This is a genomic window from Ralstonia pickettii (assembly GCF_030582395.1).
Lineage (GTDB): Bacteria > Pseudomonadota > Gammaproteobacteria > Burkholderiales > Burkholderiaceae > Ralstonia > Ralstonia pickettii_D.
The window spans coordinates 1,111,359-1,128,044 of record NZ_CP104381.1 but is presented as its reverse complement, the minus strand read 5'-3'; the positions used below and the strand labels follow the sequence as shown (position 1 = coordinate 1,128,044).

Below are 16,686 nucleotides of genomic sequence, written 5' to 3'. Positions count from 1 at the left end.
TCAGGCTGTCAAGAGCGCTGCCAGACGAGGAATGGCGTCGATACTGTTGCGGCGAGCCTGCTCGGCCAGCGCTTCGATCGAGATATCGCGCAGTTGCGCCATCGCGCCGGCAATGCGCGCGACTTCCGAGGGCGCATTGCGCACACCACCCTGTTCGCCGAACTGGTCGTCGGCGAGCCAGGCGGGCGCGAGGTCGGGTGCGTCGGTTTCGAGCACGATCGACTCGATCGGCATGTCCTGCGCCAGCCGACGCACACGATTGGCGCGCGAAAAGGTAAAGACGCCGCCAAACCCAAGCTTGAAGCCGGAATCGACAAAGCGATGCGCCTGTTCGGGGCTGCCGTTGAACGCATGCGCAATGCCGCGTACGCCCGCTTTGCCGGCGGCGCTGCACACCTGATCCTGCGACTTGCGCACGTGCATCAGGACGGGCAGGTCGAATTCGCGTGCAATACGCAACTGCGCACGGAACACGGCGGTCTGACGCTCAACGTCGTAGTCGGGGATGAAGAAATCGAGGCCGATCTCGCCGATGGCCACGAAGCGCGGGTCGTCCATGGACGCGGCGACCTGGCGGCGCAGTTCGAGCAGGTCATTGTCGCTGGCCTGCGCAGCGTAGATCGGATGGATGCCCAGCGCATAACTGCACCCGGCATGCCGATGGGCCAACGCGCGCACCGTATCGAAGTTCCAGCGCGCGACTGCCGGCACGACGATGTGATCGACGCCCGCCGCGCGCGACTGCGCGACGACCGCATCACGGTCGGCATCAAAGTCGCTTGCGTCGAGGTGGCAATGGGTGTCGATCCACATGGTCAGTTCTGCGTTGGGAAAAGCGGCAACCTACCGGAAAGCGCGGACTTCTGGAATCCGCCTTTTCCGATCATGCTGCCGGGCTTAGCGCTCCTGGTGCAGATGGCCGTCGCGCAGGCGGAAGATGCGGTCGCAACGGCCGGCCAGCTCGATATCGTGCGTGACGATGACAAAGCTCGTGCCCAGCGTGCGCGTGAGTTCCAGCATCAGGTCAAACACTTCACCGGCGGTGTGATCGTCGAGATTTCCGGTCGGCTCGTCAGCCAGCACGCAAGCTGGAGACCCGACCAGCGCGCGCGCAATTGCGACGCGCTGGCGCTCGCCGCCGGACAGCTCGCCCGGACGGTGAGCCGTGCGTGGGCCCAGACCCACGCGTTCGAGCATCGCCTGTGCGGTGTGGCGCGCTTGCGCTTCTTCCACGCCCCGGATGCGCAGCGGCATCGCGACGTTGTCCAGCGCCGTGAATTCCGGCAGCAAATGGTGGAACTGATAGACGAAGCCGAGCGCCTGGTTGCGCAGCGTATTGCGCTCGCGCTCCTTCATGGCCGTGAACGGCTTGCCGAGCAGCGAGACGCGACCCGACGTCGGCTCATCCAGCCCACCCAGCACATGCAGCAGCGTACTTTTGCCCGAGCCCGACGCGCCGACGATGGCCACCTTCTCGCCCACGCCAATGCGGATGTCCACACCCTTGAGCACATCGACGTTCAGGCCGCCCTGGCGGAAAGACTTGGACAGCCCTTCGGCTTGCACCACCACACCCTGCGGCGCCGCGGCCGGCGCTTCCATGGAAGTCATGACGGCCTCACTCATAGCGCAGTGCCTCCGCCGGATTCACGCGTGAGGCGTGCCAGCTCGGATACAGCGTCGCCACCGACGCGAGGATGAAAGAGATGATGCCAATGGTCGCAATGTCGTTCACGCGGGGGTCCGAGGGCAGTTCGCTGATGAAATAGATGTCACGCGGCAGGAATTGCACGTGGAAGAGACGCTCGATGAACGGCACGATCACGTCGATGTTGTAAGCGATGAGCGTGCCGAAACCGACCCCCAGCAATGTACCGATAAACCCGATCGCCACACCCTGCACGATGAAAATCTTCATGATCGACGCCGGTTGTGCGCCCATGGTGCGCAGGATGGCGATGTCGGCCTGCTTGTCCGTCACCGTCATCACCAGTGTGGATACCAGGTTGAACGCCGCCACGGCGATGATCAGCGTGAGGATGATGAACATCATCTTCTTCTCGGTCTTCACGGCGGCAAACCAGTTGCGGTTCTGGCGCGACCAGTCGCGGATGTACAGCTCGCCGGACAACGTGCGCGACAGGGCTTCGGCCACCTGCGGGGCGCGGTCCATGTCGACCAGCTTCAGGCGCACGCCGGTCGGGCCATCGAGGCGGAACAGGCGTTCAGCGTCGTCCATGTTGACCAGCGCCAGCGAGCTGTCGAACTCGTAGTGGCCCGATTCGAAGATGCCCGTCACGGTGAACTGCTTCAGCCGCGGCAGCACGCCCGCCGGCGTGATGGTGCCCTGCGGCGCCACCAGCGTGACCTTGTCCCCTTGATGCACGCCCAGGCCGTTGGCCAGCTGGCTCCCCAGGGCGATGCCGAATTCGCCGGGTTTCAGATCGTCGATCGTGCCTGATTTGAAATCCTTGGCAATGTCCGACACCTTCGGCTCGTCCGCCGGCGACACCCCGCGCAGCAGCACACCGCGCACCGCCTCGTCCCGCGTGATCATGGCCTGCGCGCCCACGTAGGGCGCCGCGCCGATGACTTCCTTGTTCTGCATCGCCTCATTGGCGGTACGCTGCCAATCCGGCAGACTGTTCGGCGCCATCACCTCGATATGCGCCAGCACCGAGAGCATGCGGTCCCGCACTTCCTTCTGGAAGCCGTTCATGACCGAGAGCACGATGATCAGCGCCGCCACCCCCAGCGCAATGCCGAGCATGGAGATGAGCGAAATGAAAGAGATGAAGCTGTTGCGGCTGGCGCGCTTGCTTGCGCGTGTATACCGCCAGCCGATCTGCCATTCGTATGGAAGTTTCAAAGGGGGTTCCCCGTGGGTGTGATTTGTCCGGCTCACTGGCCGACGAGCCGGAAGTTTACAATCTCGGAGCCATGATTCCTGAACTCACCCTGATTGTCCCGTTTTGCGCGCCCGCCGCCGAGGTGGCCGACGACGCTTACCGTCAATTGACCTTGCCGGGCCTGGAAAGGTTGCTCGCGCGTGCGCGCGAGGCCGAGCGGGAGCGGCACGACGACGCCTACCTGCCCACGCTGCCGCACGAGCGCTGGCTGGCCAAGCACGCCGGGCTGCCCATTTCACCGCTGCCGTCCGCGCCCTACATGCGCCTGGCAGACGGCGGCGCCGCCGACACGCGCACCTGGGCCTGCCTGCAGCCGGTCCACATCCACGCCGCCCGGGACCACCTGGTGATGCTAGACCCAGCCCAGCTCCGCCTCGAGGCCGCTGACGCCGACACCCTGCGCGCCGCCATCGCCCCCCTGGTCGACGAGATGGGGATCACGCTCGATGCCACGCACGCCGCGCGCTGGTACGTCGCCGATTCGCCCTTTGGCGACCTCATTGCCGCCGCGCCGCAGCGCGCCACCGGCCACAACATCGACATCTGGATGCACAAGGGCGAGCAGGAGCGCGCCTGGCGCAAGTTCCAGAACGAGATCCAAATGACGTGGTACGACCACCCCGTCAACCAGGCACGCGAAGCCCGTGGCCTGCTGCCGGTCAATTCGGTCTGGCTATTCGGCCAAGGCGCGCTGGTTGATGCCCGCCCGATTGCCGAGCGCATGATCGGCGCTGATGCGTTCTTCGCGGGCCTGTGCCACGCCGGCCACGCCACCGAGCTGTGCGCCGAAACGCTGTCCGCCGTGCCGTTCGACGACACAAGCGCCGCCGCGCTGCTGGGCGACGCCGGCAAGCCGTATCTTTCCGCCGACTGGTACGACTGGATCGAAACCTTGCGCGCCTACGATCGCGACTGGTTTACCCCGGCCGCCGATGCGCTGGCCGGCGGCCGCATCGACGCCGTCTCGCTCGTGCTGACCGGTGACTCGCATTACGCCCACTACCGCGTCACCCGCCGTGAACTCGCCATTGGCCCGTTCGGCTGGCTGCGCCGCTTCAGTCGTCCGCGCACCTTGCGTGATGCGCTCTCCCCGCTTTCGATGGCCGCTTGAGCCTGATCCCGCATGACCCGCATCGCTGTCCGTTCGCATTCTGCTGACGCCGCCACCACGCTGGCCGGCCACGGCATCCACCCTGTCCTTGCACGCATCCTCGCCGCCCGGGGCGTCGCCCGGCCCGACGAACTGTCGACCGAGCTGACCGACCTCCTGCCCCCGGCGCAACTCAAGGGCATTGACGACGCTGCGCGCTACCTCGCCGATGCCATCGCCGCCAAGAAGCGGCTGCTGATCATCGCCGACTACGACTGCGACGGCGCCACCGCCTGTGCCGTGGGCATGCGCGGCCTACGCATGCTGGGCGCGCAGGTCAGCTACATCGTCCCGAACCGCTTCGAGTACGGCTACGGCCTGTCGCCCGAAATCGTCGCACTGGCCGCGCGCGAGAAGCCGGACGTGCTGGTCACCGTCGACAACGGCATCGCAGATGTGGCGGGCGTGGCGGCCGCCAACGCGCTGGGTATCGACGTGGTCGTGACGGACCACCACATGCCCGGGGCGCAGTTGCCCGAGGCGCGCGTGATCGTCAATCCGAACCAGCCGGGCTGCGGCTTCCCGAGCAAGAACCTGGCGGGCGTGGGCGTGATGTTCTACGTGCTGCTGGCGCTGCGGGCGGAATTGCGCAAGCGCGGTGTGTTCACGCCGCAGGATCAGCCTCGCCTGGATGCGTTGCTCGACCTGGTGGCACTCGGCACCGTGGCCGACGTGGTGAAGCTCGACGCCAACAACCGCCTGCTGGTCGCGCAGGGCCTCAAGCGCATGCGCGCCGGCCGGATGTGCCCGGGCATCGCCGCGTTGTTCCGCGTGGCTGGCCGCGAGGCACGTCGCGCGTCGACGTTCGATCTGGGCTTCGGCCTCGGCCCGCGCCTGAATGCCGCCGGGCGCTTGGCCGATATGTCGCTCGGCATCGAATGCCTGCTCACCGACGACTACGACCGCGCCATGTCCATCGCCGCCGAACTTGACGGCATGAACCGCGAGCGCCGCGAGATCGAAGCCGGCATGCAGCAGGAGGCCCTGGCCATCCTCGACAGCATGAACACCATCGATGGCGCCGGCCGCCACACCATCGCGGTCTACAACGAGACATGGCACCAGGGCGTGATCGGCATCGTCGCGTCGCGCATCAAGGACAAGTTTCACCGCCCCGTCTTCACCTTCGCGCCCGGCGACGACGGCGTCATCAAGGGCTCGGGCCGATCCATACCGGGCTTCCATCTGCGCGATGCGCTGGACGCCGTTCACAAGCGCAGCCCGGGGCTGATCGTCAAGTTCGGCGGCCACGCCATGGCGGCGGGGCTCACGCTGCGCGAAGACGGCTTCGAGACATTCGTCGCCAGCTTCGAGGCCGTCGGCCGCGAATGGCTGACCGAGGCCCTGCTCTCGCGCGTGCTCGAAACCGATGGCGAAGCCGACCCGGAATGCTTCACGCCGCAGTTCGTCGAGCTGCTCGAAACCCAGGTCTGGGGTCAGGGCTTTCCGGCGCCGAGCTTCTGCGGCGAGTTCGACGTGCTGTCGCAGGCCGTTCTGAAGGAAAAGCACCTCAAGCTCAAGCTGGGCCGGGGCAAGCAGCATTTCGACGCGATCTGGTTCAACCACGCCGAGCCGCTCGGCGCGTCCGCCTATGTGGCCTACCGGCTCGACAACAACACGTTCAATGGCGTCACGCGGGTGCAGATGGTGATCGAGCATGCGCAATAGCGGCGTGGCTAAACCTTGCGCCTGCGCATAAACACATGCCAAAACTGTCTGACCGCGCACGGATGTCACGGCGGTCGGGCACGGCCGGTGCGTTACAATGCGGGATTGCCGGCATGGGAACGCACAAGCATCCGTGACCGCGCGCCCCACGAATTCCTAGCATCAACTTCCAAGCGAAATGACTCACGTCGTTACCGAAAGCTGTGTCCGCTGCAAGTACACCGACTGCGTGGACGTCTGCCCCGTCGACTGCTTCCGCGAAGGCCCGAACTTCCTGACCATTGATCCGGATGAGTGCATCGACTGCGCCGTCTGCGTGGCCGAGTGCCCGGTCAACGCTATCTACGCCGAAGAAGACGTGCCTGCCGATCAGCAGAAATGGATCGCCATCAATGCAGAGCTGGCGCAAGCCGGCTGGCCGTCCATCACCAAGACCAAGCAACCCTTGCCCGACGCCGACGACTGGAAGGACGTGAAGGACAAGGAACAGTATCTCGACCGCGGCTGAACTCGCTCAAGCCAACTGCCCGCACACTTTTTGTAGAGCATCACGAAAAAAGGTGTTGACGGGTAGATCGAAAACTAGCTAGAATTCATTTCTTCGCTGTTGCAGCGATTCCCCGATAGCTCAGTCGGTAGAGCGCCGGACTGTTAATCCGTAGGTCCCTGGTTCGAGCCCAGGTCGGGGAGCCAAAATAACAAAACGCCTCGCTTCGTGCGGGGCGTTTTCATTTGTGGCATCGGTGCGTGTATTGTTTGCACCGATCGTCATGCCCGGATGGTGAAATTGGTAGACACCGCGGACTTAAAATCCGCTGCGCCCTAATCGGCGCGTGCCGGTTCGATCCCGGCTCCGGGCACCAATCCCCTCGTCGCTTCCTCCCCTCCTCCGCACCAGCGTGTTACGTCGCGCAACAGCCCTGCGCCTTCGGCGCGTCTTCGTATTCATCGTGACGGCGCACCCATGACATCGGGCCGTTTTCATTGCGACCAAGCGGCGCGCGGTCAAGCAGCAGCAGCGTGCCAACCATGTCCTCCAAGCCGCGCGCATACGTCGAGTACGTGTGGAAGACATTGCGCGCCTCGTCTTGATAAAAGGCGCTCATTCCAGGCAGTTCGTCGTGGGCGTCTTCGCGTGGCGTAGCCGTGTAGTTGTAGTCGATCGACCCGCTTGCGAGTTCGTCCTGCGAGAAACTCACGCGATAGTCGTGATTGAACGTCGAGCCGAACGACGACACCCACGGGAATCGCCAGCCCATGCGCTTCTTGTAGGTGGCGATCTTGTCCATCGGCGCGCGGGACACCGCGACGAACGTCACGTCGTGGTGGTTCAAATGCGGCAGCATTCCGCCAATATGGTCGGACAGGAAGGAGCACCCCGGACAGCCCGCATCCCAGTCTGGGCCGAGCATGAAGTGATAGACCATCAGTTGGCTGCGGCCGTCGAACAGGTCGAGCAGCGTCTTCTTGCCCTCCGGCGACTCGAACACGTATGCCGCATCGACCTTGACCCACGGCAGCGCTTGGCGCTCGGCGTTGATGGCGTCGCGCAGATGGATGGCCTCTTTCTCGCGCGCCAGCAACGCTCGGCGTTGGATAAGCCATTCGTCTCTTGAAACGACGGGATGCGCTTGCATGATTGCCCCTTGTCTAAGACTCAGGACTTCATACTAGGCGGCCGCACTCGAATGAAAAGCCGCGGCGCGCACGTCGCCAAGCGGATGCAACTTGAGCGCCATGAAAGAGAACCAGCCGTCTCTGCACACGCAACTTCAGGTGTAGGATCAGCCCATCAGCAACCGCACGCCCACATTGATGAGCGCGCCGCCGCCCACCAGACCTACCCACAGCACAGCGGCACACAGCAGCGGTCGCACGCCGGACGTCAGCAGCATCGGCACATGCGTTTGCGTGCCGATGGCAAACATCGCGCAGGCCAGCATGGCGGTGTCGATGGCGTCGATGGGGGCATGCCATGCAGCGGGGATCGCACCAGCGGAATTCAGCAGTGTCACGGCGAGTAAGCCCACCGCAAACCAGGGCATCGCCTTCCAGGCATGGCCGGCGGCCTTGCGAAGTGCGCTCTCGGAAGACGCCGAAGCGGAAGCCGGCGCTTCAGCAGGCGTCGTGCACGCCAGCACCACCAGCAGCGGAGCCAGCGCCAGCACGCGCACCATCTTGCTGACCACGGCCGCGTTGGTGGCGTCGTCGCCCAACGGACGCGCAGCGGCAATCACCTGCGCGACCTCGTGGATCGTCGAACCGATGTAGACGCCAAAGTGCTCAGGCGTGACGGCCGCACCAGCATGCGCAACCAGCGCGTACAGCCACGGATACAGAAAGATGCCGACCGTGCCGAACAGGACCACGCTGGCGATCGCTACGGCCGTCTCACGCGGTGACGCCTTCACCGCCGGCGCGACGGCCAGCACGGCCGCGGCCCCGCACACCGCACTGCCCGCCGCCACCAGCACGGCTTGCGAGCGCGTGAGGCGAAACCAGCGCGTGCCGATCCACGTACCGGCCAGCATCGTCGCGGCCAACACCACCAGGGGAATCACCACGCCTGACGTACCCAGATCCTGGATCTGCGCCAGCGTCAGCCGAGCGCCGTAGAGAATCACGCCGGCCCGCAGCAGCGTATGTCGCGCAAACTGGATCGCGCCTGGCGTCAGCCAGCGCTGGTGACCAGGGACATGAGCCACGGCCATGCCGAGCAGGATGGCGAGCGTTAATGCGCTCAGGCCCAGATGCTCCGCCCACGGCATGGCACCGAGCGCTACGGCCACGCCCGCGCAGCCGAACAACACCGTCACGCTGGCAAGCGTCCGCCCATCGAACCCCGCCGCCATGCTCGAGGGTGCCAGCTGTTTCTGCGCAGTCGTCATCACATCCGCCTTCCCATTCGGTATGCGCATAACGATATGCGGACCGTGATAACATGTAAAACAGGTAATTTTCGTAATTCCAACCACTTTTATGGATAACAAAGCGCCTCGCGTCACATTGCGGCAGTGGGCCGTCTTCGCCGCCATCGCGCAAAGTGAGACGACCACCGCTGCCGGCGAATTCCTCGGCCTGTCGCAATCCGCTGTGAGCGCGGCGCTGGCCGAACTGGAATCCACGCTCGGGCATCCGCTGTTTGACCGGCATGCGCGGCGCCTGCATCTGAATGCGCTGGGCCGGCAACTTCTGCCGCAAGCACAGGCGCTGCTCGATCACGCCGATGCGCTGGAAAACGCGACCGCCCAGCCGAACGTGCGCCTGAAGCTGGCCGCCAGCAGCACGATCGGCAACTATGTGCTGCCAGCCCTGCTGGCGGGCTTCCGGCACGAGATCGCGCCGGACAGCCAGCTCGACGTGCTGATCGGCAACACGCAGGACGTGGTCGATGCCGTGCAGCGTTTCGAGGTCGACATCGGCTTGATTGAAGGCACGTGCCGCGGCGAAGCATTGGAAATCGAAACGTGGATCGACGACGAGATGGTGATCGTTGCCGCGCCGGGGCATCCGCTCACGCAAGGAACGGGACCCGTCTCGCATGCGGCGCTGCGCGAAGCGGGCTGGCTGATGCGTGAACCCGGCTCCGGCACGCGCGAACTGGTCGACAGCCGCATCGCTTCGGTGGTCGGGCCGCTGCACGTCGCGCTCGAACTCGGACACTCCGAGGCCATCCAGCGGACCGTGGCGGCCGGCTACGGGATCAGCTGCCTGTCGCGCCACGTGGTGGCCGACGCGCTGCGTGACGGCCGCCTAGTGGAAGTCGACAGCGGCCTCCCGCGCATTGCCCGGCCGCTGCTGATCGTGCGCCATCGCGACAAGCACCCCACGCACGGGCTCACGCAATTCATCGACGTGCTACGCAGTCACAGCGTCGATTCGAAAAAAATTTGCGCAGGGGACTAGCGCGATCCAAAAAAGGTTGATATAGTCTCGTTTCTTCGCGGGGCGTTAGCTCAGTTGGTAGAGCAGCGGACTCTTAATCCGTAGGTCGAGTGTTCGAGTCACTCACGCCCCACCAGAATATGGAAGGCCCGACAGACAACTGTCGGGCCTTTTTCATTTCTGCGATCTGCGATGCGCTCTCGCCTCGGTGCACGGAAATCAAAACGGCCGACGCTCTGCGCGCCGGCCGGTCGTTCCTCAGACTTACCGTCGCCCGCTTGCTCAGTGCAGCAGCTTGAGCAGGATCGTCGCGACCACCACCATTGCGGCACCGCCAATGCGCGTCGAAATCTGCGCGAAGGGCATCAGACCCATGCGATTCGACGCGGAGAGAATCGCCACGTCGCCCGTGCCGCCCAACCCGCTATGACACGCTGTCACGATGCCGGACTCCACCGGATACATCCCCAGCCACTTGCCGACGAAGAAGCCTGACGCCACCAGCGCCAGCACCGTGGCCGCGCAGATCGCGAAATAGCCTGGCGTGAACGCCGCTACCAGTTCCTTCCACGAGACGAACAACGCGCCAAGCCCGACGAGGATTGCAAAGGTCAGGTTGGTCGAGACGAACTTGTACATCTGGTAAGCGCCCAGCTCCATGTTCTTCGGAAGCACCTTCGATAGCTTCAGTAGCGCAGCACTGATGATCATCAGGATCGGACCGGGAATCCCCGTGAAGCGCGACAGCAGTGCGCCGAAGATGAAGAATGCGCAGCTGATCAGCAAGCCCGCGCCCATGAGGCTCAGATTGAGCGGCGCTTCGGTGTGGTCATTAGCCAGCAGATCGGCGTCGCTGCCCGATCTGACGAGATCGCCATGGCCGGTCAGGTGCGGTCGCCTGTCACCCAGCGACTTGAGCACGCCACTCGACAGGATGGCGATCACGTTACCCAGCAGCGCCGCCGGCACCAGCATCGCAATCAGCTCTGCCTGCGGCCGGCCGAGAATCTCGGAATACCCGATCGACAGCGGCAAAATGCCCTCGCCAATGCCGCCCCCGACGATCGGGATGACGATGAAGAAGAACGTGTGCTTGGGGTCATAGCCGAAGAACAGCCCGACCGTTACGCCCACCACGATGGCCGCCATCGTGCCGATCAAGAGCGGAATGAACATCCGCATGAAGCCTTGCACCAGCACGCGATGGCTCATCCCCAGGATGCTGCCCGCCACCAAGCAGGCGATGTACAGGTACTGCAGATTGGCCGTCTTCATGGTGGTGGTGAGCGCCTTCTGCATCTCGGGGTCGATCACCTTGTAGCCGACCAGCGCCGACGGCACGAACAGGCACAGGATTGCCGCGCCACCAATATGCTTGAGCACCGGCAACCGCGTGCCGATTTCGCCCAGCAGGAAACCGAGCAGCATCAGCACGGCCAAACCGCCGATCATGTCGTCGGGCAACTTCTTGTTGAGCGCCGCGAGCAGCGTGATGGCGGCAATTGCAGCGTACACGGGAAGAGGCAACGGCCCGATCCTGTAGCCGCTGAGCGTGCGCCAAAGGCCCGCGCGCGTGTTCTCCTGCGCCCGAATGGATGCTTCCATGATGTCTCCTGAGCTGCCGCGCGGCGCGCCTCGTCTTCAAGCGAGGTGAATAAGCACCGGCGTCGCTGGGTGGGGTTCGAAAACGTATTTGGAAAGTTCAGAGGCCGCTGCCCGGCGCCATCGCCGCCAGACGTGCACGAGTGGTGGCGGCGATGTCTTGCAGCCACGGGCGCGTCTTCCAATGCGCTTGCTGGAAGGCGTCGATGTCGTTCCACCGCGCCAGCGTCGCGCCGATCATGTCGAGCCCCCGCAGAAACATGTGGCGGTGACGCTCCGACAAGGCGAACGATGCCTCCACGCTGTGGCTGCGCACGGTCATCGATTCCACGTCGATGGCGATGTGGCTCGTCGCCGGGTCCGACACATCGGCAAGGATCCGTTCCACAGTCGCCTCGTCCAGCATCACCAGCAGCAGGCGGTTGTTCATGGCGTTGCTGTAGAAAATCTCGCCAAAGCTCGGCGCGATGACGGCGCGGATGCCGAATTGCTGCAGCCCCCACACCGCATGCTCGCGGCTGGAACCACACCCGAAGTTGCTGCCTCCGACGAGGATGGACGCGCCCTGATACGCCGGCTGATTGAGCACGCAATCGCTGCGCAACTGATGATCGGCGTCGTAGCGCAGGTCGTAGAGCAGGCCCTTGTCCAGCCCCGATTTATCGATGCCGCGCAAGAACTGCTTGGGCATGATCTGATCGGTGTCGAGGTTGGGCGTGGGCAGCGGTGCCGCTGTGCCGTCGATACGTTTGGTATCAGACATGGGCTGCCTCCGCTTGCGCCGGTCGCGATTGCAGTTGGCGGACGTCGGTGATGCGGCCGGTGATGGCAGCGGCCGCCGCCATGGCCGGGCTCATCAGGTGCGTGATGCCGCCTCGCCCCTGGCGCCCTTCAAAGTTGCGATTCGTGGTCGAAGCGCAGCGTTCACCGGGGGCGAGAACGTCGTCGTTCATGGCAAGGCACATCGAGCAGCCGGGCTGACGCCATTCGAAGCCACTGGCGATCAGGATGTCGGCAATGCCTTCCTGTTCTGCCTGCACACGCACGGCACCGGAACCCGGCACGACCATGGCGCGCACGCCCTGCGCCACCTTGCGCCCCTTGACGATGCCGGCCACGGCGCGCAGGTCTTCAATCCGGGCGTTCGTGCACGAGCCGATGAACACCCGCTGCACCGGCACGCCTTCGATGGCTGCACCGGCCTGCAGGCCCGTGTAGCGCAATGCCTGGGCCGAAGCCGTGCGCGCGGCCACATCCTTGCCCGCCTTCGGCAGCGGAATCTTCCCGGTGATGGGAATCGCCTGATCGGGGCTGGTGCCCCATGTCACGTACGGTGCAACTTCGCTTGCATCAAAGGCGTGCTCGACGTCGAAAAGTGCATCCGCATCGCTGAACAGCTGGCGCCAATCCGCCAGCGCGGCGCTTGCATGCGTGTGCGCCACATCGCGCGCATGTTCGAGCACGTAGCGCGTCGCCTTGGCATCCGGCGCGATCAGGGCGCCGCGTGCACCGGCCTCGACAGCCATGTTGCACAGGGTCATGCGCGCCTCCATCGAAAGCGCGGCAATGGCACTGCCCGTGAACTCGACTACATAGCCGCGGGCGCCCTGCGCGCCGATCCGGCTGATGATGTGCAGGATCAGGTCTTTTGCCGTGGTGCCGACGGGCAACTCACCTTCTACGCGGATGCGCATGTCCTGCGCCAGCCGGTAAACGAGCGTCTGCGTGGCCAGCACGTGTTCCACCTCCGACGTGCCGATGCCAAAACCGAGCGCGCCGAACGCGCCATAGGTCGTTGTGTGGCTGTCTCCGCAAAGCACCACCATGCCCGGACGGATCATGCCCAACTCGGGCGCAATCACATGCTCAATGCCCTGCAGCGCATCGTTGGTGTCGAACAGGACGATGCCGTGCTGGCGACAGTTCTTCGCCAGATTGGACGCCTGCAGCGCCGACGCCGGGTCCTGGATGACCCGCACGCGCACCGGGTGCGTGGGGATGATGTGGTCAACCACGGCCATGTGCTGGCCCGGCACGGCCACCGTGCGGCCCGCTTCCGCCAAGCCGGCGAAGGCCTGCGGGCTGGTGTACTCGTTCATGATGTGCAGGTCTGCGTAGAGCAGTACGTTCTGCGCATCGAGCTGGGCAACGGTGTGCGATTCGACCAGCTTCTGATACAGCGTCTTCGCCATGCTTCCTCCCATTCGCGTGGCCGGCCGCTTCAGTAAAGGCGACCGGACCACTGGCGAGACGAAGTTTAGCCATGCATGGTGGTTTTATAATTGGCTCATAAATTTATCTATTCTTCATTTGAATTGAATAATGGATCGCGTATCGGATCTGGAGTTTTTCACCCAGCTGGTCAAGCAGGGTTCGCTGGCAGCGCTGGCGCGCGAGCTTGGCGTGACGCCGCCCGCCATCACCGCCCGCCTCGCGCAGTTGGAAAAACGCCTTGGCGTGAGGCTGCTGAACCGCACGACGCGGCGGCTGAGCGTCACCCACGAAGGTGAAATCTATCTGGCCACCGGTGCACGCTTGCTCGAAGAGCTGCAGGAGCTGGAACAGGTCGTCTCCAGCAGCCGGGGCACGCCCAAGGGTCTGCTGCGCATCAACGCCACGTTCGGCTTCGGGCGGCGGCATGTGGCGCCCGCCATTGTGGAATTCGTGCGACGGTACCCAGAGGTGGAGGTTCAGCTTGAACTGACCGACCGCTCCGTCAACCTGACCGACAAGGCGTTCGACATCGGTATCTGGTTTGGCACGGTGCCGGATTCCCGCATGGTCGCGCGCAAGATCGTGAGCAATCAGCGCATGCTGTGCGCCTCGCCTGATTATCTGAAGCGCGCAGGCATGCCGCAGGTGCCGCGCGATCTGCAATCGCATCAGTGCATCGTGCTGCGCGAGAGCGACGCGGCCTACGGCACGTGGTACCTCACGCGCGGCAGCCGACAGGAAACTATCAAGGTGCGCGGCGTGCTCAGCACGAACGATGGCGAAACCGGCGTGTTGTGGGCGCTGGCTGGATACGGCATCTTGATGCGATCGGAATGGGACATCCACGAGCACGTGCGCGCCGGCCGGCTGGTGCCGGTCCTGGCGGACTGGGCGCTGCCCGTCGCGGACATCTTTGCGGTGTATCCGGAACGCGCCAATCTATCGGCCAAGGTCAGCGCGTTTATCGACTTCCTGACGGAGTGGTTCGGCAAGGAAGCCGCGTGGGTCGAGGCGCGCCGCTAGCGCAGCGTCGCATTTCAGGCCCTTGTTTCGATGCGCAGTTGCATGCGCATCAGCAGCGTCTCGCCCGGGGCCAACGTGCGCAGGCCCGTGCCTTCCCATCCTTGGGCCGCCAGGTTGATGGCGTCGGCCACATGTGAAATGGGCTCCAGGCAGAAATACGGCTGCGCGTCCGGTGCGTGCAGGATGAAGTGGTCGAGCGGGTCATCGGCGCTCAGCGTGAGCTCGCCGCCCGCGCGGGACACCACCGCACGTTGCTGCCATTCGCTGTAGTAGACGCTGAGCGCGGCATCGGGCAATGCACGGGCGTGACGAAAATCTTCCCGCGGCGTGATCGGCTCGCGGCGGACGGCAACTTCACCGGCGTCGGTCGGCCACATCGTCGCAGCATCGAACTGCACGCGCGTATCGGCCGTGCGTGCGAAGTATGGATGGAAGCCGCCACCGGCCGGCATACTGCTGTCGCCATCGTTGCGCAGGGTCATGACGGCATCCAGGCCGGATTCAGTCAGCACCAGCGTTTGCGTTGCGGTGAACGGCCAGGGCCAGTTGTCTGCCTCGGGCACATAGCGCAAGCCGAATTCGATCGAAGACGCAGTGACCTGTTTCACCACCCAGGCACGCGCGTGCGCCAATCCGTGCATGGCATGCGCCTGGCCCGGGTGCGGCGCGAGACGGATCTCACGGCCGCCCCATTGGAAGCGACCATCGCGTATGCGATTGGAAAACGGCAGCAGCGGATAGCACCCGGCCTTGGGCCATGCCAGTCCCTCAAAGCCATCGCGCAGGCAATCGGGCGACATCGGTGCGAGCCAATCGACCCGCCGGTCGCCCGCGCCGGCCGAACCCAGCGAGGCAATGCGTCCACCTGCCGCCGGGGCGACGTCCATCGTCAACGCGCCGGCCCGCAGCGTGTGCACCGGGCCAGGCGCAAGCCATGTCTTGCTGTGCATCAGAACGAATGCCGAATGCCGACCATGCCCACGAACTGGCTGCGTCCGTTCGACGGCGTGCCGTTCTGCGAGTCGCCCACCGACGCCACCGCATCCACAATGGACGTGCTCGTCCCCGAAGCGCGCAGCGTCTGGCCGTTGGCGCGCTGATACGCCTGGATCGCATAGAACGCGGTGCGCTTGGACAGCGAATACAGCTGCTCCATCGAGAACTGGTTGTACTTGGCCGGCGAGCTGATCCCGTTGCGTGCCTTCTCAGCCGTGTAGCTGTAGCCGAAGGCGAGCCGCAATGCGGGCGTCAGATCGTACGTGGCAATCGCGCCCACCGTATTGAACGTGGCCGATTGCGTGAACAGCGACAGCGCGCCCGGCTTGTACTGAACATTCGAGTAGTTCAGGCCAACCATCAACTTGCCGAACGTATAACGCGCGGCCGTGGCGATGAGCTGCGCGGAGTCTGCCGTGGCATAGCCGGCGTTGACCGGCGAGTTGTTGGCGAACGTCCCGACGTTGCTGAAGTTGCCGGCCGTCGTGCCAGTCGACACGTTCTTCAGGCGCGTATAGCCGACGCCCCACGAGAAGGCCTGGAAGTCGTAACGCAGCCCGGTGCTCACGCTGCTGCCATTCGAAATGCTGCCGGCCTGCTCGCCAAAGCCGTATTGCACGCCCGCTTGCAGACCGCCCAGCACCGGCGTGGTGTAGGTGACGGAGTTGTTGAAGCGCAGCGTGGTATCCAATGCATCGACATCGCCCGGGTGCGCGCCAGTCGCACCCGTGAGCACGTTGGTCGGGCCCAGCGATGCCACGTACTGGAAGTACGGCGTGTACGCACGGCCCAGCGTGACCTGGCCATAGTTGGTGTTGCTCAGGCCGACGTAGGCCTGGCGGTTAAAGATGACGCCGGCTTGGGATTGTTGCCCCGTCGCGGCGTTGAGACCGCTCTCCAGCCGGAACAGCGCCGTGTTGCCGCCGCCCAGGTCTTCCGTGCCGTACAGGCCAAACTTGCTGGCCAGCAAGGCGCCCGAGTTGATGTAAGTGTTGGAATGGCCGCCCTGGTTGCTCGAATAGGCAAAGGCGTTATCGACCACGCCATACAGCGTGACCGACGTTTGTGCTGCAGCCTGCATCGAAGCGCCTGCGCAGAGCAGCGCAACCGATGCGTAGACCGGGCGGATCGAAACGGCACGTTTGGCTCGTGTGGTTTTCATCGTTGTGATCTCGGAAATCTCCTACACCAAGGGAACACTGCGCATTACCGTGCCTCTGCGGACCCGATCGTGATGCG

At 64.5% G+C, this 16,686-nt stretch carries 15 protein-coding genes and 3 tRNA genes; 8 read left to right on the top strand and 10 right to left on the bottom strand.

Going from position 1 to position 16,686, the window contains the following annotated elements; translation table 11 throughout:
- From N5B55_RS05500 to N5B55_RS05490, 3 genes are all read right to left on the bottom strand, one after another.
- Nucleotides 1-813 (bottom strand): TatD family hydrolase, encoded by an 813-nt coding sequence (locus tag N5B55_RS05500; RefSeq protein ID WP_304539436.1) that lies wholly within the window; start codon nucleotides 811-813, stop codon nucleotides 1-3.
- Between the two features lie 84 nt (nucleotides 814-897).
- Nucleotides 898-1,626 carry a lipoprotein-releasing ABC transporter ATP-binding protein LolD gene (gene lolD, locus N5B55_RS05495; protein WP_009238494.1) on the bottom strand — a complete coding sequence of 243 codons (729 nt, stop codon included), beginning with the start codon at nucleotides 1,624-1,626 and terminating at the stop codon, nucleotides 898-900.
- Nucleotides 1,619-2,869 (bottom strand): lipoprotein-releasing ABC transporter permease subunit, encoded by a 1,251-nt coding sequence (locus N5B55_RS05490; protein ID WP_012761702.1) that lies wholly within the window; start codon nucleotides 2,867-2,869, stop codon nucleotides 1,619-1,621. Before N5B55_RS05490 ends, lolD begins: the two co-directional genes overlap by 8 nt.
- A 71-nt stretch (nucleotides 2,870-2,940) precedes the next feature.
- Between N5B55_RS05490 and N5B55_RS05485 the strand changes: the two genes are divergently transcribed.
- From N5B55_RS05485 to N5B55_RS05465, 5 genes are all read left to right on the top strand, one after another.
- Complete coding sequence (locus N5B55_RS05485; protein WP_304539435.1) at nucleotides 2,941-4,020, top strand: hypothetical protein; 1,080 nt, start codon at nucleotides 2,941-2,943, stop codon at nucleotides 4,018-4,020.
- A gap of 12 nt (nucleotides 4,021-4,032) precedes the next feature.
- Nucleotides 4,033-5,727, top strand: a complete 1,695-nt coding sequence (gene recJ, locus N5B55_RS05480) for a single-stranded-DNA-specific exonuclease RecJ (protein WP_304539434.1) — start codon at nucleotides 4,033-4,035, stop codon at nucleotides 5,725-5,727.
- A gap of 178 nt (nucleotides 5,728-5,905) precedes the next feature.
- Nucleotides 5,906-6,235 carry a ferredoxin FdxA gene (gene fdxA, locus N5B55_RS05475; RefSeq protein ID WP_009238498.1) on the top strand — a complete coding sequence of 110 codons (330 nt, stop codon included), beginning with the start codon at nucleotides 5,906-5,908 and terminating at the stop codon, nucleotides 6,233-6,235.
- A gap of 109 nt (nucleotides 6,236-6,344) precedes the next feature.
- Nucleotides 6,345-6,420, top strand: a tRNA-Asn gene (locus tag N5B55_RS05470).
- A 79-nt stretch (nucleotides 6,421-6,499) separates the two neighbouring features.
- Nucleotides 6,500-6,590, top strand: a tRNA-Leu gene (locus tag N5B55_RS05465).
- Between the two features lie 39 nt (nucleotides 6,591-6,629).
- On the opposite strand, the gene N5B55_RS05460 is transcribed toward N5B55_RS05465, so the two are convergent.
- Nucleotides 6,630-7,364: a DUF899 domain-containing protein gene (locus N5B55_RS05460; protein ID WP_304539433.1), complete on the bottom strand. Its 735-nt coding sequence runs from the start codon at nucleotides 7,362-7,364 to the stop codon at nucleotides 6,630-6,632.
- A 147-nt stretch (nucleotides 7,365-7,511) separates the two neighbouring features.
- A complete protein-coding gene (locus N5B55_RS05455; RefSeq protein ID WP_304539432.1) occupies nucleotides 7,512-8,615 on the bottom strand; it encodes a YeiH family protein in 1,104 nt (367 codons plus the stop codon).
- A 91-nt stretch (nucleotides 8,616-8,706) separates the two neighbouring features.
- Here N5B55_RS05455 and N5B55_RS05450 point away from each other — a divergent pair, with 91 nt between their 5' ends.
- Both N5B55_RS05450 and N5B55_RS05445 read left to right on the top strand, forming a co-directional pair.
- Nucleotides 8,707-9,633 (top strand): LysR family transcriptional regulator, encoded by a 927-nt coding sequence (locus N5B55_RS05450; RefSeq protein ID WP_304539431.1) that lies wholly within the window; start codon nucleotides 8,707-8,709, stop codon nucleotides 9,631-9,633.
- A gap of 39 nt (nucleotides 9,634-9,672) precedes the next feature.
- A tRNA-Lys gene (locus tag N5B55_RS05445) sits at nucleotides 9,673-9,748 on the top strand.
- 146 nt (nucleotides 9,749-9,894) lie between these two features.
- On the opposite strand, the gene N5B55_RS05440 is transcribed toward N5B55_RS05445, so the two are convergent.
- The 3 genes from N5B55_RS05440 to leuC form a co-directional block, all read right to left on the bottom strand.
- Entirely contained in the window at nucleotides 9,895-11,217 is a 1,323-nt protein-coding gene (locus N5B55_RS05440; RefSeq protein WP_304539430.1) for a 2-hydroxycarboxylate transporter family protein, read from the bottom strand.
- Nucleotides 11,218-11,314: 97 nt separating this feature from the next.
- A complete protein-coding gene (gene leuD, locus N5B55_RS05435; protein ID WP_304539429.1) occupies nucleotides 11,315-11,977 on the bottom strand; it encodes a 3-isopropylmalate dehydratase small subunit in 663 nt (220 codons plus the stop codon).
- Nucleotides 11,970-13,406 (bottom strand): 3-isopropylmalate dehydratase large subunit, encoded by a 1,437-nt coding sequence (gene leuC / locus N5B55_RS05430; protein WP_304539428.1) that lies wholly within the window; start codon nucleotides 13,404-13,406, stop codon nucleotides 11,970-11,972. The genes leuD and leuC overlap by 8 nt, the downstream gene beginning before the upstream one ends.
- Before the next feature lie 130 nt (nucleotides 13,407-13,536).
- Between leuC and N5B55_RS05425 the strand changes: the two genes are divergently transcribed.
- Complete coding sequence (locus N5B55_RS05425) at nucleotides 13,537-14,451, top strand: LysR family transcriptional regulator (RefSeq protein WP_178959875.1); 915 nt, start codon at nucleotides 13,537-13,539, stop codon at nucleotides 14,449-14,451.
- Between the two features lie 14 nt (nucleotides 14,452-14,465).
- On the opposite strand, the gene N5B55_RS05420 is transcribed toward N5B55_RS05425, so the two are convergent.
- The gene (locus tag N5B55_RS05420; protein ID WP_304539427.1) at nucleotides 14,466-15,401 is read right to left on the bottom strand and encodes an aldose 1-epimerase; all 936 of its coding nucleotides are present in this window, start codon (nucleotides 15,399-15,401) and stop codon (nucleotides 14,466-14,468) included.
- The gene (locus tag N5B55_RS05415) at nucleotides 15,401-16,609 is read right to left on the bottom strand and encodes a porin (RefSeq protein WP_009277361.1); all 1,209 of its coding nucleotides are present in this window, start codon (nucleotides 16,607-16,609) and stop codon (nucleotides 15,401-15,403) included. The genes N5B55_RS05420 and N5B55_RS05415 overlap by 1 nt, the downstream gene beginning before the upstream one ends.
- Between the last annotated feature and the right edge of the window lie 77 nt (nucleotides 16,610-16,686).

Coding starts and splice junctions, on each gene's coding strand:
- N5B55_RS05455 (WP_304539432.1), bottom strand. CDS start 8,615: ATGACGACTGCGCAGAAACAGCTGGCACCCTCGAGCATGGCGGCGGGG.
- N5B55_RS05460 (WP_304539433.1), bottom strand. CDS start 7,364: ATGCAAGCGCATCCCGTCGTTTCAAGAGACGAATGGCTTATCCAACGC.
- leuC (WP_304539428.1), bottom strand. CDS start 13,406: ATGGCGAAGACGCTGTATCAGAAGCTGGTCGAATCGCACACCGTTGCC.
- fdxA (WP_009238498.1), top strand. CDS start 5,906: ATGACTCACGTCGTTACCGAAAGCTGTGTCCGCTGCAAGTACACCGAC.
- recJ (WP_304539434.1), top strand. CDS start 4,033: ATGACCCGCATCGCTGTCCGTTCGCATTCTGCTGACGCCGCCACCACG.
- N5B55_RS05485 (WP_304539435.1), top strand. CDS start 2,941: ATGATTCCTGAACTCACCCTGATTGTCCCGTTTTGCGCGCCCGCCGCC.
- N5B55_RS05415 (WP_009277361.1), bottom strand. CDS start 16,609: ATGAAAACCACACGAGCCAAACGTGCCGTTTCGATCCGCCCGGTCTAC.
- N5B55_RS05440 (WP_304539430.1), bottom strand. CDS start 11,217: ATGGAAGCATCCATTCGGGCGCAGGAGAACACGCGCGCGGGCCTTTGG.
- N5B55_RS05425 (WP_178959875.1), top strand. CDS start 13,537: ATGGATCGCGTATCGGATCTGGAGTTTTTCACCCAGCTGGTCAAGCAG.
- N5B55_RS05450 (WP_304539431.1), top strand. CDS start 8,707: ATGGATAACAAAGCGCCTCGCGTCACATTGCGGCAGTGGGCCGTCTTC.
- lolD (WP_009238494.1), bottom strand. CDS start 1,626: ATGAGTGAGGCCGTCATGACTTCCATGGAAGCGCCGGCCGCGGCGCCG.
- leuD (WP_304539429.1), bottom strand. CDS start 11,977: ATGTCTGATACCAAACGTATCGACGGCACAGCGGCACCGCTGCCCACG.
- N5B55_RS05500 (WP_304539436.1), bottom strand. CDS start 813: ATGTGGATCGACACCCATTGCCACCTCGACGCAAGCGACTTTGATGCC.
- N5B55_RS05420 (WP_304539427.1), bottom strand. CDS start 15,401: ATGCACAGCAAGACATGGCTTGCGCCTGGCCCGGTGCACACGCTGCGG.